21 protein-coding genes are annotated in these 23449 nt (G+C 58.0%); 6 read left to right on the top strand and 15 right to left on the bottom strand.

Annotated features, from left to right (window positions below):
• The first annotated feature begins 16 nt into the window (after positions 1-16).
• The 5 genes from grpE to WKS99_RS13000 all read left to right on the top strand — a co-directional run bounded on the left by grpE (position 17) and on the right by WKS99_RS13000 (position 4399).
• Positions 17-628, top strand: coding sequence for a nucleotide exchange factor GrpE (gene grpE / locus WKS99_RS12980; RefSeq protein WP_147573362.1), 612 nt, complete (start codon positions 17-19; stop codon positions 626-628).
• A 62-nt stretch (positions 629-690) separates the two neighbouring features.
• On the top strand, positions 691-828 hold the full coding sequence (locus WKS99_RS12985) for a hypothetical protein (RefSeq protein WP_186853129.1): 138 nt from the start codon (positions 691-693) through the stop codon (positions 826-828).
• A gap of 41 nt (positions 829-869) precedes the next feature.
• Positions 870-2714 (top strand): molecular chaperone DnaK, encoded by a 1845-nt coding sequence (gene dnaK / locus WKS99_RS12990; protein ID WP_186853128.1) that lies wholly within the window; start codon positions 870-872, stop codon positions 2712-2714.
• A 182-nt stretch (positions 2715-2896) separates the two neighbouring features.
• Positions 2897-4045, top strand: coding sequence for a molecular chaperone DnaJ (gene dnaJ, locus WKS99_RS12995; protein WP_186853127.1), 1149 nt, complete (start codon positions 2897-2899; stop codon positions 4043-4045).
• Between the two features lie 192 nt (positions 4046-4237).
• Positions 4238-4399 (top strand): hypothetical protein, encoded by a 162-nt coding sequence (locus tag WKS99_RS13000; RefSeq protein WP_186853126.1) that lies wholly within the window; start codon positions 4238-4240, stop codon positions 4397-4399.
• Positions 4400-4452: 53 nt separating this feature from the next.
• Here WKS99_RS13000 and WKS99_RS13005 read toward each other — a convergent pair whose 3' ends face one another.
• The 14 genes from WKS99_RS13005 to ilvD all read right to left on the bottom strand — a co-directional run bounded on the left by WKS99_RS13005 (position 4453) and on the right by ilvD (position 21123).
• Positions 4453-5034: a dipicolinate synthase subunit B gene (locus WKS99_RS13005; protein ID WP_147573365.1), complete on the bottom strand. Its 582-nt coding sequence runs from the start codon at positions 5032-5034 to the stop codon at positions 4453-4455.
• 85 nt (positions 5035-5119) lie between these two features.
• A complete protein-coding gene (gene dpsA, locus WKS99_RS13010; RefSeq protein WP_240288568.1) occupies positions 5120-5989 on the bottom strand; it encodes a dipicolinate synthase subunit DpsA in 870 nt (289 codons plus the stop codon).
• A 286-nt stretch (positions 5990-6275) separates the two neighbouring features.
• Complete coding sequence (locus WKS99_RS13015; RefSeq protein ID WP_340406423.1) at positions 6276-6704, bottom strand: hypothetical protein; 429 nt, start codon at positions 6702-6704, stop codon at positions 6276-6278.
• Between the two features lie 141 nt (positions 6705-6845).
• The gene (gene acrA, locus WKS99_RS13020; RefSeq protein WP_340406425.1) at positions 6846-7958 is read right to left on the bottom strand and encodes an acryloyl-CoA reductase electron transfer subunit beta; all 1113 of its coding nucleotides are present in this window, start codon (positions 7956-7958) and stop codon (positions 6846-6848) included.
• Positions 7959-7977: 19 nt separating this feature from the next.
• A complete protein-coding gene (gene acrB, locus WKS99_RS13025; RefSeq protein ID WP_147573368.1) occupies positions 7978-8778 on the bottom strand; it encodes an acryloyl-CoA reductase electron transfer subunit gamma in 801 nt (266 codons plus the stop codon).
• Positions 8779-8796: 18 nt separating this feature from the next.
• Positions 8797-9942: an acyl-CoA dehydrogenase gene (locus WKS99_RS13030; RefSeq protein ID WP_147573369.1), complete on the bottom strand. Its 1146-nt coding sequence runs from the start codon at positions 9940-9942 to the stop codon at positions 8797-8799.
• 530 nt (positions 9943-10472) lie between these two features.
• A complete protein-coding gene (locus WKS99_RS13035) occupies positions 10473-11312 on the bottom strand; it encodes a 3-hydroxyacyl-CoA dehydrogenase family protein (RefSeq protein ID WP_147573370.1) in 840 nt (279 codons plus the stop codon).
• 248 nt (positions 11313-11560) lie between these two features.
• A complete protein-coding gene (locus WKS99_RS13040) occupies positions 11561-13567 on the bottom strand; it encodes a hypothetical protein (RefSeq protein ID WP_340406429.1) in 2007 nt (668 codons plus the stop codon).
• A 43-nt stretch (positions 13568-13610) separates the two neighbouring features.
• The gene (locus WKS99_RS13045; RefSeq protein WP_340406431.1) at positions 13611-14912 is read right to left on the bottom strand and encodes an XAC2610-related protein; all 1302 of its coding nucleotides are present in this window, start codon (positions 14910-14912) and stop codon (positions 13611-13613) included.
• 80 nt (positions 14913-14992) lie between these two features.
• Positions 14993-16912 (bottom strand): XAC2610-related protein, encoded by a 1920-nt coding sequence (locus WKS99_RS13050; RefSeq protein WP_340406433.1) that lies wholly within the window; start codon positions 16910-16912, stop codon positions 14993-14995.
• Positions 16909-17817 carry a M56 family metallopeptidase gene (locus tag WKS99_RS13055; protein ID WP_186853119.1) on the bottom strand — a complete coding sequence of 303 codons (909 nt, stop codon included), beginning with the start codon at positions 17815-17817 and terminating at the stop codon, positions 16909-16911. Before WKS99_RS13055 ends, WKS99_RS13050 begins: the two co-directional genes overlap by 4 nt.
• Complete coding sequence (locus WKS99_RS13060; protein WP_147573375.1) at positions 17810-18184, bottom strand: BlaI/MecI/CopY family transcriptional regulator; 375 nt, start codon at positions 18182-18184, stop codon at positions 17810-17812. Before WKS99_RS13060 ends, WKS99_RS13055 begins: the two co-directional genes overlap by 8 nt.
• 157 nt (positions 18185-18341) lie before the next feature.
• A complete protein-coding gene (locus WKS99_RS13065) occupies positions 18342-19004 on the bottom strand; it encodes an HD domain-containing protein (protein ID WP_147573376.1) in 663 nt (220 codons plus the stop codon).
• 442 nt (positions 19005-19446) lie between these two features.
• Positions 19447-21123, bottom strand: coding sequence for a dihydroxy-acid dehydratase (ilvD, locus tag WKS99_RS13070; RefSeq protein WP_147573377.1), 1677 nt, complete (start codon positions 21121-21123; stop codon positions 19447-19449).
• A gap of 180 nt (positions 21124-21303) precedes the next feature.
• Between ilvD and WKS99_RS13075 the strand changes: the two genes are divergently transcribed.
• Positions 21304-22269: a LysR family transcriptional regulator gene (locus WKS99_RS13075; RefSeq protein ID WP_340406436.1), complete on the top strand. Its 966-nt coding sequence runs from the start codon at positions 21304-21306 to the stop codon at positions 22267-22269.
• A 64-nt stretch (positions 22270-22333) separates the two neighbouring features.
• Here WKS99_RS13075 and metA read toward each other — a convergent pair whose 3' ends face one another.
• Entirely contained in the window at positions 22334-23257 is a 924-nt protein-coding gene (gene metA / locus WKS99_RS13080) for a homoserine O-acetyltransferase MetA (protein ID WP_240288555.1), read from the bottom strand.
• Positions 23258-23449: the final 192 nt, after the last annotated feature.

Raw genomic sequence — 23449 nt, forward strand, 5'->3', positions numbered from 1 at the left:
AAAGGAGCGCCGCATCGTGAGCGATAAAAATAAAAAGAAGCAGGCCCAGCCTGAGCAGTGTCAGGAGGATATTCGGAAGGAAGAGGCTGTGGAGCCTGAGGAAGAGGCTGTTCGCACGGAACAGGAGGAGAAAGGGGAGCCCCAGGAGGCCGGCGAGGCCGCCCAGGGGGACCAGAAATCAGGGGAGGCACCCAAGGAGGAGCCCTCCGGAGAGGGGACCGCACCCCTCGACGACCGCTTTCTCCGCCTGGCCGCGGAGTACGACAACTACCGAAAGCGGACCGCCAAGGAGAAGGAGTCCATCTGGAACGACGCCAAGGCGGATACCGCCGCCGCGTTTCTTCCCGTCTATGATAACCTGGAGCGGGCCTTGAAGCAGGACACCGCCGACGAAGCCTACAAAAAAGGGGTGGAGATGACGATGAACCAGCTGAAGGAGATCCTTTCCAAGCTGGGCATCACTGAGATTCCCGCCCTGGGCCAGCCCTTTGATCCGAATCTCCATAACGCTGTTATGCACGTGGAGGATGAGAGCTTGGGCGAGAACGTAGTGGCCGCCGTGTTCCAGGCCGGCTTCCAGTGCGGCGAGAAGGTCATCCGCTTCGCCATGGTGCAGGTGGCCAATTAGGGGAACGGAACCGAGGTGCGCGGCTTATTTTCAAAAGCCGATGGGATTAAAGGAGGAAAACAGTGAAAAGAAATCAGCCCTGCAAGCAGTGCTGTAAAGCGAAAACCTGTGATGCTGTATCCTATACCCTGCTGCTCGCTGGGGGCCTGCTGGCCTGGTGCGCCGCGCTCTACGCCATCGGGCCGCTGTTCCTATTTTAACTTTGTAAACATGAATGTCATATATTTAGGAGGAATGAATTATGTCTAAGATCATCGGTATCGATTTAGGTACGACCAACAGCTGTGTAGCGGTCATGGAGGGCGGCGACGCTGTCGTCATCCCCAACGCCGAAGGCAACCGCACCACCCCCTCTGTGGTGGCTTTTTCCAAGGACGGCGAGCGTATGGTGGGTCAGGTGGCCAAGCGCCAGGCCATCACGAACCCCGACCGGACCGTCATCTCCATCAAGCGTGAGATGGGCTCCGACTACAAGGTGAACATCGATGGCAAGAAGTATACCCCCCAGGAGATCAGCGCCATGATCCTGCAGAAGCTGAAGGCGGACGCCGAGGCCTATCTGGGCACAACAGTCACCGAGGCCGTCATCACAGTCCCCGCCTACTTCACCGATGCCCAGCGCCAGGCCACTAAGGATGCTGGTAAAATCGCCGGCCTGGACGTGAAGCGGATTATCAACGAGCCCACCGCCGCTGCTCTGGCCTACGGCGTAGACAAGGAGACCGCCCAGAAGGTCATGGTGTATGACCTGGGCGGTGGCACCTTCGACGTATCCATCCTGGATATCGACGACGGCGTCATCGAGGTGCTGGCTACCGCTGGTAACAACCGCTTGGGCGGCGACGACTTCGACAAGTGCGTCATGGACTGGATGGCCGCGGAGTTTAAGAAAACTGAGGGTGTGGACCTGACCGGCGACAAGGTGGCCATGCAGCGCTTGAAGGAGGCTGCTGAGAAGGCCAAGATCGAGCTGTCCGGTGTCACTTCTACCAGCATCAACCTGCCCTATATCACCGCTGATGCCACCGGCCCCAAGCACTTGGACCTGACCCTGACTCGGGCCAAGTTCGACCAACTGACCGCCCACCTGGTGGAAGCCACCAGCGGCCCTGTGAAGCAGGCTCTGTCTGATGCCGGACTGAGCGGAAGCGATTTGTCTAAGGTCCTGATGGTGGGCGGCTCCAGCCGTATTCCCGCGGTTCAGGAGATGGTAAAGAAGCTGACTGGCAAGGAGGGCTTCAAGGGCATTAACCCCGACGAGTGCGTGGCCTTGGGCGCCGCTCTCCAGGGCGGTGTGTTTACCGGCGACGTGAAGGACCTGCTGCTGCTGGACGTCACCCCCCTGTCCCTGGGCATTGAGACCATGGGTGGCGTGATGACCAAGCTCATCGAGCGTAACACCACCATCCCCGTGAAGAAGAGCCAGACCTTCACTACCGCCGCTGATAACCAGACCTCCGTAGAAGTCCACGTTCTCCAGGGCGAGCGTGAGATGGCCCAGTACAACAAGACCTTGGGCCGCTTCCACCTGGACGGCATCGCTCCCGCACGCCGGGGTGTGCCTCAGATCGAGGTCACCTTTGATATCGATGCCAACGGCATCGTGAACGTGTCCGCCAAGGATATGGGCACCGGCAAGGAGCAGCATATTACCATTACCTCCTCCACCAATATGTCGAAGGACGACATTGATAAGGCAGTCAAGGAGGCTGAACAGTTCGCCGCCGAAGACGCCAAGCGGAAGGAAGAGGTGGACATCCGCAACAACGGGGACCAGATGGTTTATCAGACAGAAAAGACCCTGGAGGAGATGGGCGATAAGATCCCCGCTGGAGATAAGGGCAAGGTGGAGAGCGCGCTGAACCACCTGAAGGAAACCTTGAAGGGAAATGACACCCAAGCCATCAAGGAGGCCACCGAGGCTCTGACGAAGGAGTTTTACGCAGTGAGCGAAAAGCTGTATGGCCAGGCGCAGGCCGGCCAGCCCGGCCCCGGCCCCGATATGGGCGGCGCCCAGGGCGGTAGCGCCGCCGGCCCTGATGTGGTCGATGCGGACTATGAGGTCGTGGACGACGATCAGAAGTAATAGAAATCTATGGTCCGCGCGGGCGGGGCATCGCCCCGCCTGCGCGCCATTGTGCCTGTTCAAAAGAGTGAAGGGTAAAGAGTGGAGAGTGAAGATATGGTCATTCACTCCGGGCATATGTGCCGCAGACCTTATCTCCGCTCTTCACGTTCCACTCTGAACTCTGAAACAGAGGTGATATCATGCCAGAACAGAAACGAGATTATTACGAGGTCTTGGGCGTGTCCAAAGGGGCCTCGGACGAAGAATTGAAAAAAGCGTACCGTAAGCTGGCCAAGCAGTACCACCCCGACATGAACCCGGGGAACAAAGAGGCAGAGGCCAAATTCAAAGAGGTCAATGAGGCGTATGAGGTCCTGTCCGACAAGGAGAAGCGGGCGAAGTATGACCAGTTCGGCCATGCGGGAGTAGACCCCAATTTTGGGGGTGGCGGCGGCTTCGGCGGCTTCGATATGGGGGACATCGACCTGGGAGACATCTTTGGCTCCTTCTTCGGCGGCGGCTTCAGTGGCTTTGGTGGTCAGCAGCAGAGAGCTAATGCCCCGCAAAAGGGAGAGAGCCTGCGGGCTAATCTCTCTGTCACGTTTGAGGAGGCCGCTTTCGGCTGCGAGAAGGAGCTGGAGCTGACACGGACTGAGATGTGCGATGCCTGCCATGGCTCCGGCTGCGAGCCGGGCACCACCGCCGAGACCTGCCCTGACTGCCGGGGGACCGGCGTGGTTCGGATTCAGCGGGGGGCGGGCGGCTTCGCCTTCTCCACCACCGCCCAATGTTCCAAGTGCCGGGGGACGGGCAAGCTGATCCACTCCCCCTGTAAGGTATGTGGCGGCGCCGGCAGTGTGCGGAAGAAAAAACGCATCACCGTTACCATTCCTGCCGGGATCGACGACGGACAGGCGGTTTCTCTGCGGGGCCAGGGCAATGCCGGTAAAAACGGAGGCCCGGCCGGTGACCTGATTGTGGGCATCCGTATAAAGCCCCATACGCAGTTCCGCCGGGATGGGACCACAGTCCTCTACGAGCAGCCCGTTTCCTTCTACCGGGCGGCGATGGGAGGGGAGCTGGAGATTCCCACCATCGACGGAAAGGTCAAGTGGAGCCTGCCGGCCGGAACACAACCCGGTACCACCTTCCGCCTGCGGGGGAAAGGAATCCCAGAGCTTCGAGGTCGAGGCCGGGGCGATCAGTATGTGACCATCAAAGTCCAAGTACCGACCAGCCTGAGCGCCGATCAGCGCGCTGCTCTAGAGGCCTTTGGTGAGAGCATGGGCGAAGAGGTACCAGAAGGTGTAGTCAAGAGTTTTTTTGAAAAGCGAAAAAAGAAAAAATGAAAAAGGAGGCCGCCTGTGATTTACACAGGCGGTCTCCTTTTATAAAGAAGAGGGTGGATTACATCAAGATATTTTATTTGTAAAAAAACGAAAATTATATTGATAAATCTCGTGAGATATAGTATACTTTGTATAGAGAAAAAGTTGAGGAGGAGCACGTAGGGAAGGATCAAATCGGGAAAGGAGCGAAATATGTGGAGCTTTTTTTGGGCCTCTCTATATCAGCTGATGGACGAGATCGTGATGTTCCTCTTATTTTTGCCTGTGACCGTGATGGTGCTGATCATTCTGTTCCAATTTGGCTCTGACCTGCTCCATTATTTCCGGTCATATTGGCACGGGAGCTCCCTTTAAGAGAGCGAATCCCGGACCTCACCCGTAAGGGTGTGGTCCGGGATCTTTTTTGATCAATGATGTGGGATGAGCAGGGGTTGAAGCTGTTTTCCCTCCAGGGCGGCCTGGGCCGCGTCTGCCACCAAAGAGAAATCAGATACTAAAGAAGTAGGCTTTCTCTCTGGGTCGTCTTGGCCAAAGGGAACGAAATAGATGTATTTTCTAGGCAGCAGGGCCCCGATGCTCACGGCCGAGGCGGCCAGTCCGTCATTGGTAGAGGGGGCGATGACCAGGGGGCGGCTGTTGCGTAAGTGAGCTTTGGCAGCCATAGTGACACTGGTGTCTGTCACTCCGTTGGCCAGCTTGCCCAGGGTGTTTCCGGTACAGGGGCAGATAATAAGCAGGTCCAGCAGCTTCTGGGGGCCAATAGGCTCTGCCGCCTTGACAGTGGAGATGACCCGGTGGTCACAGATGCGCTCCATTTCCCGCATCAGGTCGTGAGCTTTGCCGAAGCGGGTATCCGTGTCGGCAGTGCACTCGGATACAATAGGCACCACATGGGTGAAGCGGGCTTTCACCTGCTCTAAGGCCTCCATGGCCTTGTGATGGGTGCAGAAGGACCCGCACACAGCGAATCCGACGGTTTTATCGATCAAATCAATCTTCCTTTCCAAATCAGACTGAATGTGAGGCGATTCGCGCCGGGGTACGTCTTGTACTTCCCTCCAGGGCACGCCCCTCTCAGTACCCCGCCTCTTGAAGCATATTATAAATGGTGGATTTAATGGCGGCCCCGGCGGTCACAGGGGCTACCTTACCGGGGAGGGACAGGGCCCAGATTACTGTGAGGCCCAGCTCTCCCGCCGCCCTAAGGTCTACCCCTCCGGGCTTGGAGGCCAGGTCCAGGATGAGACAGTCCTCTTTGACATCCTCTAGTTCCAGCCGGCCCAGGACCTGGGCGGGGACTGTGTTGACGATCAGGTCATAGCCGCACAGCCATCCGGCTAGATGGGCCAGATGCTCGGTGCCCAGTCCCATGGCCTGCGCCCAGGCCAGCTGCTCATACCGGCGGGCCGCCACGGAAACCTTTGCTCCCAGAGCTTGGAAGCGTTGGGCGGTGAGCCGGCCCACCCGGCCAAAGCCCACGACCAGCACACGGGCGCCGTGGATTGTGATTGGTAAATGCTCCATGGCCAGTTGGATAGCTCCCTCCGCTGTGGGGACAGCGTTGGCTACCGCCAGCTCCTCCCGGGCGAAGTAGTCCCGAATGGTTAGCCCGCGGTGGGCAGCCAAAGCTAAGATTTCCGAGTCCAGCCGGCCGCCGCAGATAAACTGGCTGGGGCGAAGTGCATCTAATACGTCGGACAAGGGATGATTTGTTTGGGATAGAGGGGCGTTGAGCAGGCCGCCCTCTGTGGACACCAGCAGCGGCAGAACGACACAGTCCGCCTTCTCGGCCTGAGACAGATCCTCCTCAGGGAGCGGGCCGGTAGAGCGGTCTTGCTCCAAAGCGTAAGTATGGACAGTGTGGCCGTCCAGGGCCAGCAGCTGGGCCAGCTTGGCCTGGCGCATATCGCCGCCCACCACCCAGATGTTCAGTTCGTGTTTCATAGCAGTACCTCCGAAGACCGCCTGAAGGGGGGCGGGTTTCTGAGCTATCCTATGCGCACGGCCGGGCCACGGTGCGGGGGGAATGAGAATGGAGAGAAGAGATGGAAGATGGAGAGAGGGTGACGACCTTGTTACGCCGTGTAGAGGGGGGAGATGTGTGCCACCGGAGTATCCTACGGGTAGCCAAGCCGCCCAGACAGATGAGGGGGAGTATAAAAAAGGGCCAGCCGGAAACCGGCTGGCCCTAGGGGGGGTATTGGCTTTTGAGGTGTTGTTTAATTCATTTCTATCCTCTACTTGTGCCATTTTCAATATGTTCTTTGATTTTATGGTCAAGGCTGAGGCTATAAAAGACAGAAACAGTAAGAACGATTGTGAAACAAACAGTGATCCAAATAGGAATAAAAAGATTAGCTACCAACCTGATGAACAAAGCGACAGCATAAAAAGAACATAAAATGACCAAAGGGAAATTTAACTTTATGGTTGCATATTTCCCGTAAAGCTCCTGGGCCACGCTCCGATAGTTCTTTGCGATATTTTCCTGATACTCGCTTTCTGATTTAGAAAGTCCTGTGTATAAGAACTTTGTGGCAAATGCGATGGTGATGATCCACTGCCACCAATGGACCTTTATGATACCAAACGCAAACAGAGGCAGCGCGAAAAGGAAAGTAAGACCGTACATAAAAGAAGGTTTATGATAGATTTTCATGATATGCCTCCTTTAAGCCTAGTAGTTTCTGTATTATATCAACAGTATAGCATGGATTTTTTTAAAAAACTACTTATAAAATAAGTACCCCCCGTCCGTTGGACGGGGGGTACTGGCTTTTTTATGCGATTACAGCCGATCTTACTTGGCGGCCTTGGCAGCCTTGATGGCCTCGATCAGCATGGGGGTGACCTTGAACAGGTCGCCGCAGATGCCGTAGTCGGCAATCTCGAAGATGGGGGCAGTATCGTTCTTGTTCACGGCGATGATGCACTCGGAGTCCTGCATACCGGCCTTGTGCTGGATAGCGCCGGAGATGCCCAGAGCCACATAGATCTTGGGGTGAACGGTCTTGCCGGTCTGACCGACCTGATGGTCGGCGGACAGCCAGCCGGAGTCGATGGTGGCACGGGAGCCGCCCACGACGCCGCCCAGAACCTCAGCCAGTTCCTCGGCCAGCTTGATGCCGCCCTCAACATCCTTGGAGATGCCGCGGCCCACGGAAACGACCACATCGGCGCCGATCAAATCGACCAGCTTCTTGGCGGCCTTGACTACCTCGACGACCTGAGTTTCCATGTCGTCCTCGGTGAGGGAGAAGTTGGGCTTGATGATCTCGCAGGCGTCAGCCTTGGCCTGTTCAAAGGCGTTCTTCTTCATCACGCCGGGACGGACGGTGGCCATAGCGGGACGGAAGCGGGGGCAGATGATGGTGGCCATCAGGTGACCGCCGAAAGCGGGACGGGTCATCTTCAGGTTGCGGTCATCCTCGGGGATGGAGTCGATCATGGCAGGAGCCAGAGTGGAGGCGGAGCGCAGGAAGTCCTTGTACTTGGGCACGTCGATGTCCAGGTGAGTACAGTCGGCGCACAGACCGGTGTGCAGACGGGCGGCGCAGCGGGGACCCAGATCGCGGCCGATGTTGGTGGCGCCGATCAGCATGACCTCAGGCTTGTACTCCTGGATCACGTCGCAGATGACCTTGGTGTAGCCGTCAGTGGTGTAGTTGGCCAGCAGGGGGTGGTCGCAGACATACACGCCGTCAGCGCCGTAGCCGCCCAGCTCCTTGGCGATACCCTCGATCTCGTGGCCCAGCAGAAGGCCGTACAGCTTCTCGCCCAGCTCGTCGGCCAGCTTGCGGCCCTCGGAGATCAGCTCGAAGGAGGTGGGCATCATCTTGCCCTGACGCTGCTCGCAGAATACCCAAACGCCGCCCTTGAATTCTTCGATGGCAGCACTGTTGTAGTTAGACATATTCTTAATCTCCCTTCTATCAGATCAGGTGCTTGGCGGCCAGAATGCCGGCCAGCTTGTCGCAGGTGGCCTTGTCGGCGCCCTCCAGCATCATGCCCACGCCCTTCTGAGGGGGAGTGAAAGACTTGAAGATGTTGGTGGGGGAGCCCTTCAGACCGATGGTGGTAGGATCGATGAGGGGATCGTCCTTCAGGGTGTTGTAGTCAAAGATCTCATAGGGCTTGGAGTAGCACTCATAGATACCGCCCACGCTCATGTAACGGGGAGCGTTCAGCTCCTTGATGCAGGTGATCAGGCAGGGGGTCTTGACCTTGATGGTCATATAGCCGTCCTCCAGCATCCGCTTGACGGTGATGGTGTCGCCTTCCTTGGTGATCTCGGCGGCGTAGGAAACCTGGGGCAGGTGCAGCTTCTCAGCGATCTGGGGGCCGACCTGGGCGGTATCGCCGTCGATGGCCTGACGGCCGCACAGCACGATATCCTCGTCCTCGACGCCGATCTTGTTGATGGCGGCGGCCAGGATCTGGGAGGTGGCGTAGGTATCGGAGCCGCCGAACTCACGGGCGGACACCAGAACGGCGCGGTCAGCGCCGCGGGCCATGACCTCACGCAGCATGGACTCGGCGGGAGGAGGACCCATAGAGACGATCACGACCTCGGCTCCGGTCTGCTCCTTCAAAGTCAGAGCGGCCTCGACGGCGTTCAGGTCGTCGGGGTTGGTGATAGCGGCCATGGAGGCGCGGTTCAGAGTACCATCGGGATTGACGGCCACCTTACCGGAGGTATCGGGGACCTGCTTGACACAAACAATGATTTTCATTTCGATCTGCCTCCTAACTTATTTCACACCCAGAGCACGGGAGATGACCATGCGCTGGACCTCGGAAGTACCCTCGTAGATCTCGGTGATCTTGGCGTCGCGCATCATGCGCTCCACGGGGTACTCACGGGTGTAGCCGTAGCCGCCGAACAGCTGGACGGCGCGGCGGGTCACGTCGGAAGCGGCCTCAGCGGCGAACAGCTTGGCCATAGCGGAATCCATGCCGTAGGGCTCGTGGTTCTGCTTCTTCACGGCGGCGGCGTACACCAGGTACTGAGCGGCCTGCATCCGGGTGTGCATATCGGCCAGCTGGAACTGGGTGTTCTGGAACTGGGACAGACGCTTCTTGAACTGCACGCGCTCCTGGGTGTACTTGACAGCCTCGTTCACAGCGCCCTCGCCCAGGCCCAGAGCCTGCGCGGCGATGCCGATACGGCCGCCGTCCAGGGTCTGCATGGCGATCTTGAAGCCCTGGCCCTCCTTGCCCAGCAGGTTCTCCTTGGGCACGACGCAGTCCTCAAAGATCAGGTCGCAGGTGGAGGAGCCGCGGATACCCATCTTCTTCTCGTGCTTGCCCACAGAGAAGCCGGGGAAGTTCTTCTCCACGATGAAGGCGGAGATGCCGTGGTTGCCCAGAGTCTTGTCGGTCATAGCGAAGACCACCAGAGTTTCGGCTACGGTGCCGTTGGTGATGAAGCACTTGGAGCCGTTGAGCACATAGTCGCCGTTCTCATTCTTTACGGCGGTGGTCTGCTGGCCGGAGGCGTCGGTACCGGCGTTGGGCTCGGTCAGACCGAAGGCGCCGATCTTCTTGCCGGAGAGCAGGTCAGGCAGGTACTTCATCTTCTGCTCCTCAGTGCCGTGCTCAAAGATGGGGGCGCAACACAGAGAGGTATGGGCGGACACGATGACGGCAGTGGTGCCGCACACCTTGGCCAGCTCCTCAACGCACATGGCGTAGGACAGCACATCGCCGCCGGCTCCGCCGTACTCCTTGGGGAAGTAGATGCCCAGCATGCCCAGCTTGCCCATCTTCTCTACGGTTTCCATAGGGAAGCGCTCTTCCTCGTCGATTTCCTCAGCCAAGGGCTTGACCTCGTTCTCGGCGAACTCGCGGTACATCTTGCGGACCATCTCTTGTTCTTTCGACAGATGAAAATCCATTTTTTAGTCCTCCTAGTTTAAATTACTTTGCAATCATCCTTAAACGCCCGGGAGGCGCGCCTTTCTTGACCGGAGAGAGCCGGCCCCGGGGGCAGACGATACATGGTCGGGACGCCGCGTTTGACGAATATTGTTAGAAATTTAACAATAAAAACCGGAAAAAAGCGCAACACAGGAAAGAATCCTGGCGTTGCGAACCATATCAAACACGGCTAAAATCCACTTACAACCCAGATTATAGCTGTTTTTCAGGGGTAAAGCAAGGGGGACATATCTGGCAAATTTAACAGTTTTTCCATATCGGATTTGTCGGAAACGGGAAAATATGCGGAAGTTGCCTAAAAGATTGGCGTATGTTGACCGGCTGCGATTTCGCTGCCCTTTCAGGGCGCCGGGGGGCCGGCCCGTGGTCCGGCTGGATTGGGGGGCGGAGAAGGTGCCTCCGGAAAAGAAGGCCCGAAGTGCCGCTCTTTTTTTGACATATAAAACTGCCCCCTCCGGCTTGGGAGGGGGCAGCTGGATGGGGCGATTTACTTGCTGTAATCGTAGAAGCCCTTGCCGGACTTCTTGCCCAGCAGGCCGCCGCGGACCATCTTCTTCAGCAGAAGGGCGGGGCGGTACTTGGGGTCGCCGGTTTCGGCAAACAGGGTGTCCATAATGGCCAGACACACGTCCAGACCGATGAAGTCGCCCAGAGCCAGGGGGCCCATCGGATGATTGGCGCCCAGCTGCATGGCCTTGTCGATGTCGGCCACAGAGGCGACGCCGGTCTCAACCAGGCCGATGGCCTCGTTGATCATGGGGATCAGGATCTTGTTGACCACAAAGCCGGGGGCCTCGGCCACCTCGACGGGGTCCTTGCCGATGTCCTGGGACAGCTTGTAAATGAAATCAAAGGTCTCCTGGGTGGTGTTGGCTCCGCGGATGATCTCCACCAGCTTCATGGAGGGCACGGGGTTGAAGAAGTGCATTCCGATGACGGGGTGCTTCAGGCCGTTGCCCATCTCGGTGATGGACAGAGAGGAGGTGTTGGAGGCAAAGACAGTTTCGGGCTTGCAGAAGCCGTCCAGCTCGTTCAGAAGCTCCTTCTTGGTGGCCATCTCCTCCTTGACGCACTCAATGACCAGATCGGCATCGGCGGCCTCCTCATGGGTCTGGGGGATCAGAACGTTGGCCATCAGGGCATCCATAGCCTCCTGAGCCATCTTGCCCTTTTCGACCCGCTTGGCCAGGGACTTGCCCAAGGTATCCTTGTGGCGCTGGGCGGAGGCGGGGCTGCTGGCGTACATCAGGACGGTGTGGCCCTTGGCGGCAAAGACCTGGGCGATGCCCCGGCCCATAGTGCCGGCGCCGAACAATGCGACTTTCATACTGTGTTCCTCCTAATTAAAATAAGTGAAATGGTGCCAGATCCGCTGGCGGGGGTCGGCCGGGGAAACCCGGCCCCGCTCTTATGGACCTCAGTATACCTGTTTTTTTGTGCAAACGCAAGAGGAAAGGGGGGGAATATTTTAAACAATATTTTTTCCGTGTAATTGGGCAAAGCCCTGAAAAAATGCAGCTTTTTCAGTTTTGACCTGCATATCTTGCCGGAAAGCTGCCGTTTGTTGCCCTGCGGTCAGTTGAACATATTGGTAAGGACGATGCGCTCCACGGTGTCCCCGTCAAAGAAAAACAGGATCGCCGGGCCCAGCCCCTGGGAAAACTCCAGCTGGGACAGGTCGGAAACCTGCTCCGGGTCGTGGCCGCTCCAGGGCAGATAGGCCAGCAGGTCCGGCTCCTCCGGATACTGGCCCCAGTAATCGCCGGTGAGGGCCTCCGGATAGGCGGCCAGCACCTCCGCCCGGCTGGCCCCTACCCGGATGCCCCGGGGGGTGTACAGGTCGGACATGGAGGCCTCCAGGGTGTGGATGGAGTCGGCGTCGTCTGCCGCGCTGTGATAGCACAGGGCGGTAAAGGTGCCCGTGGGGTAGTTGGCGGAGACCCGGTACCAGTAGTCCCCATCGTGGTAGATGGGTTCGTAGTCCTCCAACTGCTCCGTCTCCATGCTCCCAATGTCCAGGCAGGAGAAGGACAGATCCATCCCCGGGCCGATGGGGGTGTTCCAGCCGTCCCGGAGGAAGGTCACATCACCGCTGAGTAGGCCATAGAGGGCCTCATAGACGATGGCCTGGATATCGCGGCTGGGCTGCGTGGGGGCGACGCCCAGCACCTGGGTGGGTATGCCCTCCCCATCCAGCCGGAGGACGATGAACTGGGTGTCGGCGGAGAAGAAGTCCCAGGAGCCGGGGTCATTCTCGTCTGCACGGTGGAGCGTATAACGGGATATGACGATCTCGTAGACCGCTGCTGCCCCGCTGTCTGTGGGGACCTCCCCGACATAAGTGACAGGGCCAAGTCGGACGTCCCCCTCCCGGGGGGCGCTGGGCTGGTCGGAAACAAAATACCACCGGCCGTTGGGGTATTGGCCGTTATACCAGTCCCGGAGCAGGGTGTAGAGGGCCTCGTCCGGCTGCTGCGGATCGGCCCCTCCGCCGGCACTGTCTATCTCCGCCTTTGTACCCATGCGCCAGCCCTGGACCTGGATGGGACGCTCCCCGCTGTGGTCAAAGAGGAGGGAGGCCGCAAACCACAGGTCCTCTCCGCTGTCCGCCCGGGCCTTCAGCTCATAGACCGCCTCCCCGTCATAGTTTCTGTCCCGGTACACCCCGTCCGCCGGGGCTAGGGATACGATCTGCCACAGGGCAGAGGTGTTCAAGGCGTTCCAGGGGTTCCGTTCATGCCGGGTAAATTCCTCCAACCATCCCCGGCTCTGATAGTAGACGCCAATGGGCAGGTCCTGTTCGGCAGTATACCAGAAGGTTTCATTGTGGTGGGGGACCCACTGGACGGGGGAGCCCTCATAGGAGCCGTAGTCTTGGTTTTCCGTAAAAATATCTACGCCGCCAGGGGCCATCAGGGGCTTTTTTTCCTCCCAATAGGCGTTGTAGTCCCGGTAAGCTTGGGAGCTTTCATCCCGGATGTCCCCCTCCACCGGCCACACCCAGGAGAAGTCGCCTCCGTCCAGACGGATGACCCCGGCCTGGCCGCTGCTGTATGCCTGGTGCGCACTGCTTCCAGTGTAGAGCAGGTACTCCACCCCGTCCTTTACAAAGGCGGCCACATAGGGCCGACCACCGGAGCCCCGGACCTCAAAGGGCGTTCCGACCACCTGCCCCGCCCGGTCCACCATGCCGATGACCAGGGAGTAGCGGGGATAGCGGTCGTAAAAATGGGCCGCGGCCAGAGTGACATCCTCGCCGGTGCCGACGGTATCCAGCAGCTCTCGCTCCATGCCGTCGGGGAACGACTCTGCGGCGTCGAAGCACTGGGACAGGGCGTCCAGAACGGACCGGGTGCTCCACGCCTCGCCGCTCTGGGCGGGGGGATCCTCCGGAACGCCTGCCGGACTGCTCTGGCAGGACACCAGATTGCCGCACAGCAGGCCGATGACCAGCATGAGAAGGAAAAGGGCCAGGGGCGGGCGCTGTTTTTTCCACTGGAAGATGCTGCGGATTCGCAGCTCGATCTCCCTGGCCGACCCGGACAGCCGGGTGGCGAAGGGGGAGCGGGGAATTTTTTTCATCTGAATATACCTCCTTTTGTCCTGGAGCAAAAAGGGGCGGCAGTCACATCTCATACGGCCCCTGCCAGCAGATCTGGCCCCGGGCATTGAAGGAATAGGTGTGGGGGCCCTCCTCCCAGCGGGTTTCGATCAGCAGATGCCGCTCCGCATCGATAGTCAGATCCCCTTGGAGGGCGAAGGAATACCGGAACTGTCCGGCCGCCGGATCCCACAGGTACCAGAGGTGGACATCGTTGTGGGTGGTGTCCCAGGGAAGGCCCAGGTCTGTGAAGCCGTCAAAATTCACATCCCGGAGATCCAGGGCGTGAAGCTGGCGCTCTGCACTGAAGCCCAGCGCCGGGGCGTTGGCCGCCGGAGGGGTGACCTGGGCGGCGGTATCGGAGTCGAAGGCACGGGGCTGGGGCAGTGCGTGCGGGGGCGTGATGGTTTGGAGCAGGCGGGTCCCCTCCAAAACCCGGATCTCACTGTAATAAAGCGTCTGCCGGGCTGTGTCACTGTTTTCCCAGCGGCCCTCCAACTCTATGGTCACTTCCCCGCCGTCCGGCAGGGGAAGTGTTTCCCGGTCGGTGAAGAAGTCGTCGGCCTTTGATACAAACTGACCATCTTCCCAGGTCAGCGTGATATAACAGGGGTCATGCCACTTGTCGATCAGTACGGGGACCCGCAGGGCCTGGAGCGGGCTGTCCTCCCGCTCTGCCCACTTCGCACCGTAAAGGACGGCCTCATCGGGCAAAAGGTCACACTCCGGGTCATCCCACAGTCCGATATGGCCCCGCTCCGCCAGAGCGCCGTCCTCCATTTCCAGAATGAAGTAGCGGGCGGCCCCATAATTAGAGGTGCGGTCTGCCATTTCGATGACCAGGGATTGCACGTCAGGTGAGGTGAGGTGCAGGGGGACAATGTTGGGGAAGCAGGGGAAGGGGTGCTCCCAGACAGCGGTCTGCCCGCCGCCCAGAGTGACCTCCACTGTGGTCAGCCCCTCCCGGTCAGAAGCGTCCACCCGGCAGGAGGTGACGGTGACCCGGTCGTCTTCCGTCCCGCTATCATCCAGAGTCAGACCGTCCAAAGAGACTGTCTCCAGATCGTAAGGGAGGGAGGGATCCGCGGGTCTGCTGACGGGGGCGGGGTCCGGATCTCCGGAGAGGCCGCCGGGGGCGGGCCTTTCCTCCTGGGCCTGGCAGGACACCAGCCCGCCGCAGGAGAGGATGACAAGGCCGGTGAGGATCATGGCCCACAGGGGCGGACGCTGTTTTTTCCACTGGAAGATGCTGCGGATTCGCAGCTCGATCTCCCTGGCCGACCCGGACAGGCGGGTGGCGAAGGGGGAGGAGGGGATTTTGTTCATGGGACACCTCCGGTTGAGAATGGAGAGTTGGGATGGGAGTTAGGAATTAGGGGGGCGAAGGCACAGGGCGGCCCTTCCTCCTATTGTCCAAACAGGTCGGCGATGGTTTCCGGGAGAAGGTTGTACCAGACCGCGTCAGGCTTGGCGTCCTGGGCCGCTTCGGCGGCTTCATACTCTGCCTGGGTGACCTCTTGGCCGCTGAGATAGAATTCCCCTGAACCGTCTGCCACAATTAATTCACTGAGATAGAGCTGCTCCCGCCGGTCGGGGCCATCGCCGCTGGAGGTGTATTGGTCCCGGTGGGTGCCGTTGTGAAAGGCGCCGTCAGACCAGCCGGAGGTACCGTCCGCCTTCAGCCCCTGCATCCCCCGGCCCACCTCATTGTAGCCGTAGATCTGCCCATCCTGCCAGCGCAGGACCAGAATGGGCTCGGAGTGGATGTGCTGGTTGGTGAGAATGATGACCTCCGGCGTCCCATCATCGTCCAGATCGGCCACGGCAAATTGCTCCGCATAGGCGTTCACCGCAGGGTCATTCCAAATCAGCTCGTTGATTTGAGAGAGGTAATACTCCCTGCCGTCTGATGCAGAGCGGAAAGGAACGTCTCCGGCCATCACTTGCCGGAATGCCTCTGCTGCCTCGGCGGGGCCGGGATAAGGCTCAGGGGAGAGGGAGTCAGAGGGCTGTCCGTAAAGCTCGGTTTCCTGCCGCACCAACACAAGCCGTCCCTCCCGGTCAAAGGAATAATAGCGGCGCTGGACGGTTTGGCTGTCATGCTCATGCTCCACCAGCAGCTCCTCCTCCTTCAACAGCTCCGGCGGGCTGAACATGAGGAAAGAGAAAATGTACTCCTCCGCCGCGGGGTCAAAAAGAAAATAGGCGTAGGTCACATTATGGGGAGAGGCCTCCACCGCCGGAATGGCAAAGTCGGTGTAGCCGTCGAAGTTGAAATCTCCAAATTCCTGGCCGCCAAAAGCGGACTCCTCCCGGAAAAACAGACCCTCATAGAGATACTGAGATTCCTCCGCCAGACTGAAGGCGGGGTAGATATCAACGGAATGTGTGTCCCACCGGTAGGCCTGAATGGGTTGGTCGCTGGCCATCAGAGCGGGGACGTCAATGGATTGAAGCAGCTTTCCGTCCTCGTAGACCAGAATCTCCTTGAGAGGGGAGAAAAAAACGTCCCTCTTGGCTCTGTCGGAACGAAGTTCCAGAGTCAGATCCCGCTGGCTTGTGAGGGGAACGGAGTAGGCGGCGGTATGGGCGGAGATGCCTGCTTTGCCAATGGACTCAAAATGGGAATAGACCCACTGCTCCGGCATGGGACTGCCAGACTGGATGCTGTCGGGATAGCCCCACTCCGGGTTGAGGGAGTACAGCTCCAGGCCGCCCTCCACGGGAACGGCCTTCTGGTCGGAGAGACCGTCGTCACTGTAGTAGTCCCACTGGGCCGCCTCCTCCAAACTGGAGCCGTCAAAGCGGTAGTGGGCCACGGTGCTGGCTCCCTCAATGCCGGTCCAGGTGGAGGTGTTGGTGCACAAAATGTTGAGGATGCCCTCCGCATCGGTCCAGGAGGAGAACAGGCCGTCATCCCCAGCCACCTGTCGGACAGGGCCCCGCCAGTCTTGCTCCCTCCCGTCCCACAGGCCCAGCATCAGATTGCCCAGCCCTGCGGGGTGAGAGCCGCCGTCTACGAGAGCCAGGGCCAGGGTGCAGCCCTCCCCTTCCTGGGACAGGAGGAGCTTAGAGGACATACGGCCACCATCATAGGGATAATTTTCGTGCGCCTCCAGAAGAAGCTGGGCCAGGTCAGGCTCCTCCGTCCGGCAGGACACCAGGTTGCCGCACAGGAGGGCGGCGGCCAGCAGGAGGATCAGCAGAGGCAGAGGCGGGCGTCTGCGCTTCCACTGGAAGATGCTGCGGATGCGAAGCTCCATTTCCCTGGCCGAGCCGGACAGGGCGGTGGTAAAAGGGGAAATGGGGAGGGACGTTCTGTTCATGGCGCTTCCTTTCTCAGACGGGACACAGCGGACAGGATGGTTTGCCCGTAGGCGGCGTGTTCCTCCGGCGAGAGTGTGTTAAGCGCCGCCTCGTCACAGGCCAGCTCCGTGTCCCGCTCTACCAGACGGACCATATACCAGGCCAAGGGATTGAACCAGTGAAGGGCATTGACCCACAGGGCCAGGGCCTTCAGCCAGATGTCCCGGCGGCGGAAGTGGGTCAGCTCATGGAGGAGGGAGTAGTGCAGAGCATCTCCCGACAGCTTATCCTGGGGCAGCAGGAGAACGGGCCTCAGCAAACCGGCCAGCATGGGCACCTTCAGCCCCTGACACGCCAGCAGCCGAGGGCGACGGCCCAGGCCCAAGCTGTCCCCTAACTGGTTGAAAATACGCACAGTGTCGCTGTCCACGACAGGAGAGGACCAGCGCCGGAGGTAGCGCAGGAAGCGCAGGTGGGCCAGCCCGGCCCATAGCACAACGACAGTTACTCCTACCAGCCACAATGCCCCAGCCAGTTGGGAGAGGGACAGGGAGAAAGGCTCATCCCAGGATGGGTCCGGCTGACCGCCGGAGTAGGAAGAAGAAACCGTGCTCCCCTGACTGCCGGCCTTGCCGGGCGCCTCCCCGCTCTGACCTTCAGGGGGAGATTGTTCTCCGCCGCCAGGGCGCGATTGGTAGATAATGGAATCAGAAAAAGTGGGGAGCTGGATAGGGGCGGCTTCACGCTGCCCTTGGGGCAGCAGGGGGAAGGGAACCGCCAGCCGCAGACAAAGGAGCAGCCAGGCCCAGCACCGCCACCGGGCCCCATAGAGGGAGCGGGTGGAGCGGGATGCTAGGGACAGCAGGAGAATAGCCGCTGATCCGCCTAGGGTCAGCGCCCCTAAAGTGAGAAGAAAGTCATCCATGATCCCGCCCTCCGCTCAACTCGTTCAGCAGGGCTTGAAGCTCATCCAGATCCCGGCGGTCCAAGCCTTCCCGCGCCAGAGCGGCCACAAAGTTTCGGGGAGAACCGTACAGTCGAGACACCACTGCCCGGCTGTCAAAGGCCTGGTAGTCATCCCGAAGGATGAGAGGGGTGTACAGGTTGCCCCTGCCCTCCCTTCGAACGGACACAAACCCTTTCGCCACTAGCCGGGTGAGGTAGGTGTTGATGGTGTTGGGAGACCAGCCGAAAGGGGCCAGGATTTGGTCCAGCTGGGCGCGCGGAGTGCCTGGCCCAGAGGTCCACAGGGCCTTCATTACCTCCAGTTCGGTGTCAGGAAGTCGTTTCATGTCAGATAGCTCCTTATTACGTCAAATGTAGTCCTTAAAAACATACTACACTTGAAGTAATAGAAAATCAAGTTACAGTGTGGTTACAGTGGGCAACAGAATGGATGGGGAAAAAGAAAAAGCGGCCGCCTCATAAGCGGCCGCAGGGAAAAACGAATTACAGCAAAATCTGCCCATTGATTTCCAGATGGAACTGAAGGTGAAAGAACTCCGCCGCTTTACGGCACAGCACCATACGCTGAAGGAAGATCTCAAAGTAGTCCATGACAGCACAGACCTGGGTGTTAATGGTCAGGGAGAGGGTAACGGTTCCGGATACGGTGTCCAGTAGCACCTCGGACCGCTCCACAGCGTAGTTGACCCGGTCATGGATGTCGAAGTTAATGACATCGTTGTTGCGCACCCGGCTGCGGCGCACATCGGTCTTGTCCGCCAGGATCAGGGCGGCAGCCACCGCGTTTACGGGAAAAGCGGTGGAGTCGTCGTGGTGGCCGATGGCGGTGATGACAGTGGCCACCTCCGCCGGTTCCATCCCCATTTTATCCAGAATGCGGAAGGCCATGGTGGCTCCACTGATGGCGTGGTCATGGCGGTTGACCACATTACCGATGTCATGCATAAAGGCGGCGATCCGAGCCAGCTCCACCTCTCGGGCGGGATAGCCCAGCTCGTTCAGAATCCTGGCGGCTACGTCGGCACACCGGCCCACATGGGCAAAGGAATGTTCGGTAAAGCCGAGAGCGATCAGGGAAGCGTCCGCCTGGGTAATATAAGTGCGGATTTCCACGGAGTTTTGAATATCCTGAAAGGTGACAGACATAAGTAAAGCCTCCTTCATGCCGGCCGGTTGGGGAACGTTCTCATCCAAATGGTGTGGGTGACCCGCCGCCGGTAACTGTTACGCAGGGGGAACGGAGATGCCGCTTCCCCGTTGAAAGGGAAACACTGCGCTCCGGGGTGGAAATGTCCCTGTTTATACTATAATAATTATGGGCAGTTTTCAATAGTTGAAATGGGATAAAACTGGACAGGCGAAAAAGAGCGGACCAGAATCTAAACACCTTGGCCCGGCAGTAGGGAAGGATGGGAGCGCTACAGGACCACAGAGATGTTGGAGAAGCATGAGGCATACTGGTCTCGGTCTGAGCTGTATGTTTAAGGAAAATCAAAAGAAAAAACAGGGGTCCATAGGTTTCAACCTATGGACCCCTGTTCTAGTAAAATATATATCAAAGAATATAACAAAATAGAATGTAGGGAAATTATTGCTCGTCTCCGTATAACCAGACGCAACCTTTGTCAACCCCCTCCACGGCGGAACGGTAGGCGGCCAACGCGCCCTTAACAGGGCGGTCGGGACGGCGAATCTTAGCTAGACGGGAGACAATCTCCTCCTCGCTTACTTCCAGATGGATGGTGTGGTTGTCAATATCGATCTCGATCATATCCCCGTCTTGGACCGCGGCGATGGGACCGCCATCCCAGGCTTCGGGGGAGACATGGCCAATACAGGGCCCCCGTGTCGCGCCGGAATAGCGTCCGTCGGTGACCATGGCACAGCTGGTGTGCAGCCCCATGCCCACCAGCATAGCGGCGGGGATGGACATTTCCCTCATGCCTGGGCCTCCCTTGGGCCCTTCATAGCGGATGACCAGGACGCTGCCGGGCTTGACGGCCCTATCTGCCATAAACTTGCGCAGGTCGTCCTCAGAGTCGAAGCACACAGCCGGCCCCCGGTGGTGGAACATCTCAGGGACCACGCCGCTCTTTTTCACGATGCAGCCGTTGGGGGCCAAATTGCCGTATAGCACGGCAAAGCTGCCGTCAGGATACAGGGGGTCCTCGACAGAGTGAATGATCTCGGCGTTTACTTTCCGTTTGAAGGCGGACAAAAATTCGCCCAGAGTACCGCCCATAGCCAAACGTGCATCCAGGTCCAAATACTGCTGGATCGCCTTGAGGGTGGCTCCCACGCCTCCGGCCTTGTAATAGTCATAGATATTATATTGGGAGGAGGGTTTGAACTTGGCAATACAGGGGACATGCTGCTGGATCTGGTCGAAATCTCCCATATCGAGCTTAATACCCATCACACGGGCCAGCGCGCATATGTGGAGCTGGGCGTTGGTAGATCCGCCGGTAGCCGCTACATGACGGAGGCCGTTTATCAGGCTGCTTTCCGTGACGATATCGCTGAACCTGACGTTCTCCTTCACAAGCTGAACGATGCGTTCACCCACATCCCGGGCCTGACGGTTTTTAGCCGCGGAGCAGAACAGCATGGTGGTGCTGTCGATGGGGCACAGGCCGATGACTTCGGCAAAAACGCCCATGGTATTGGCGGTCCCGTACATACTGCAGGTACCGCAGGAAAAGCAGATGTTTTCACGATAACGAGTGTAGGTTTCCTCACTGATCTTGTCGATATTCCGGGCGCCGATAGACTCCTTCAAATCAGGGGTCACATAGGTGCCCTCCTCCGCCTCATAGGGCACCATGCTGCCGGCAGTGAGAAAAAGGCAGGGTTTATTGAGCGCGGCGGCAGCCATAAGCATACCGGGGACGATCTTGTCACAGCTGCATAGGAAGACAAGGCCGTCAAAGCCGTGGGCGTTGGCCATGGATTCAATGCTGGCCGCGATCAAATCACGCTGGGGCAGGATATAATGCATCCCTGTGCCCTGGGCCATGCCGTCGCAGGGGGCGGGGACATTAAACTCCCCCGGTACGCCGCCAGCGGACCAGATACCTTCCTTTACGAACTTGACCAGTTCGCCAAAGCTTCGGTGACCGGGATTGACATCCGTGTAAGAATTTGCGATGCCGATGATAGGTTTGCGTAAATCCTTGATGCGGTATCCGCAGGAATTCATCAGGCCGGTGAAATAGCCCTCCTGGATATTATCAGGGTCATGGACCCCCTTCCAGTTTTCTGCCATCTAGGTCTTGCCTCCCCTAATTGAAATGATAATATAGTGGTTGCTGTGGTATGTGTCCGCTCTGATACAATATAGTATAGAGAAAAACTGATTCTATGTAAAACAGTTGTACTCTGTAAATCAACAAGTAAATACTTGTTATTAAATGCCGTGTATGTTACCATGAAAGGGGGGAGACAGATGACAAATAGTGAGAAACTCTTTCTGATCTTGGCGGAGGAGCTCAATTTCCGTCGGGCAGCGGCCCGTGCTTTCCTCAGCCAACAGGGGCTCAGTGACCATATCCGGCGGCTGGAGGGGTGCTATGGAACCCCGCTCTTCTACCGGCGTCCACGGGTGTCCCTTACTCCGGCGGGGGAAGCGGTACAGCGCACGCTGCAGCGGGTAAAAAATTTGGAGTCCGGGTTGGAAGCGGAATTGGCCGAACTGGAGGAGGGGGCTGCTGGCACCCTGAGATTAGGTACAAACTATGCAAGAGCCCGCCTGATCATTCCTCTGTTCTTTGTGCAGTATCATGCTCGATATCCGAAGGTGCGGCTCGAGCTGGTCCCGGGAGAGACCTCCGCAATGGAAAGGATGCTGGAGAACGGTGAGCTGGATGGATTTTTGGGTGTCAATACAGCTCTGCGTCCTGGAATGAAGTCGGTCCCTCTGGCTCGGGAGAGCATCTATTTGATTGCCTCCGTCTCCTATCTCAAAAAATACCTCGGACTGGAGAAAGAGGCAATAGCCGGCCTAAGGAGCGGCATTGACTTGAAACACTTTCAAGGCCTGCCCTTTGCTATGAATTATGGAAAAAGTACAGCCTTCCAGTTGATTGACCAGCACCTGGTCACAAATGGGGTGACGATAGACAATCTGTTGTCAGTCAGTGATTACAACGTATTAGAGGAGGCGTGTCGCACTGGATATGTGGCGTCCTTCTGTCCTCAAATATTTCTGCCTACCATTATAAAGGGGAACCGAAGCTGCCCAGAGGAAAGATTTCTCTGCATCCTACCAGTACGGGGCTTGGAACGATCCCTGCGCTTTGATTTGGTGTATCAGGATATGGTGTACTACCCCAAATTTGCGGTAGACTGTTTTGCACTTCTGAAGGAGATTGTGGGCAGCTACTTGGAGCAGACAGAGGTGCTGGAGCAGTAGACCTGAGATTTGAGATAACAAAAAGCTGGTCCCCGAAACTTCCATTCGGGGACCAGCTTTATTATCATTGCAGTTGGCCTTGATACAGGTCATAGGGAGTAGTCTGATATACGTAGTAATTGAGCCAGTTGGTGTAAAAGAGCTGTGCGGCGGAACGCCAGCGGACAACGGGTGACTGTCGGGGGTCATCGCCGGGAAAATAATGCTTGGGAACATCAATATCAAGCCCTTTGTTGATATCCCGAAAGTACTCGTTGGCCAACGTGTCCGGATCATATTCCGGGTGGCCGGTGATAAAGAAGCGGCGGTTGTTCTCGCTTTTGACAGCAAAAACTCCGGCCTCATCCGATACGGCCAGCAGTTCTAGTTCCGGGCGGGCCAGGATATCATCCAGATGGTTTTCCGTATGCCGGGAATGGGGGACATAGAAGATATCATCAAATCCCCGGAACAGGGGGGATTGTTTTTTTATAATAGTATGTGGGAAGACACCGAACAGTTTTTTGGGCAGAGAGTATTTGGGAATGCCGTAGTGGTAGTAGAGGCCGGCTTGAGCCCCCCAGCACACATGGAGAGTGGAATGGACATGAGTCTTGGTCCACTCCATAATGTCGCACAGCTCCGGCCAATAGTCCACATCCGCGAAATCCAGATTTTCTACCGGCGCGCCGGTGATGATCATACCGTCATACCGTTTATCCTTGATTTGGTCAAAGGTAGTATAAAAGGAAGCGAGATGGCTGGCATCCGTATTTTGGGAAACGTGGCTAGCCATTTGAAGGAGCTCCACCTGAATTTGCAGAGGTGTATTGGACAGCTTGCGAAGCAGCTGCGTTTCAGTGACGATTTTGGTCGGCATTAGATTCAGGATAAGGAGATTCAGCGGACGCATATCCTGATGGATGGCCCGATATTCCGTCATGACAAAGATATTTTCCCCCTCCAGCGTGGCTCGGGCGGGCAGAGAGTCGGGGATCTTGATGGGCATTTGGATCACTTCCCTATATGATAAGAGGTGTGTGGCCTCTTGGCCGTTAGTGGTGCGTATTTGCTCGGCCATGGATGAAATAAGGTTACCACAAACAAGGAATTTCCGCAAGGCGGAAATCTGGTGTATATTTGTTCTTGACAGATGGACAGGTAGAAGGGCGGTCCAGATATAGTGGTAGGAGGGAGTGAG

This window comes from Flintibacter sp. HCN-6482, assembly GCF_037892565.1.
Taxonomy (GTDB): Bacteria; Bacillota; Clostridia; order Oscillospirales; family Oscillospiraceae; genus Lawsonibacter; species Lawsonibacter aceti.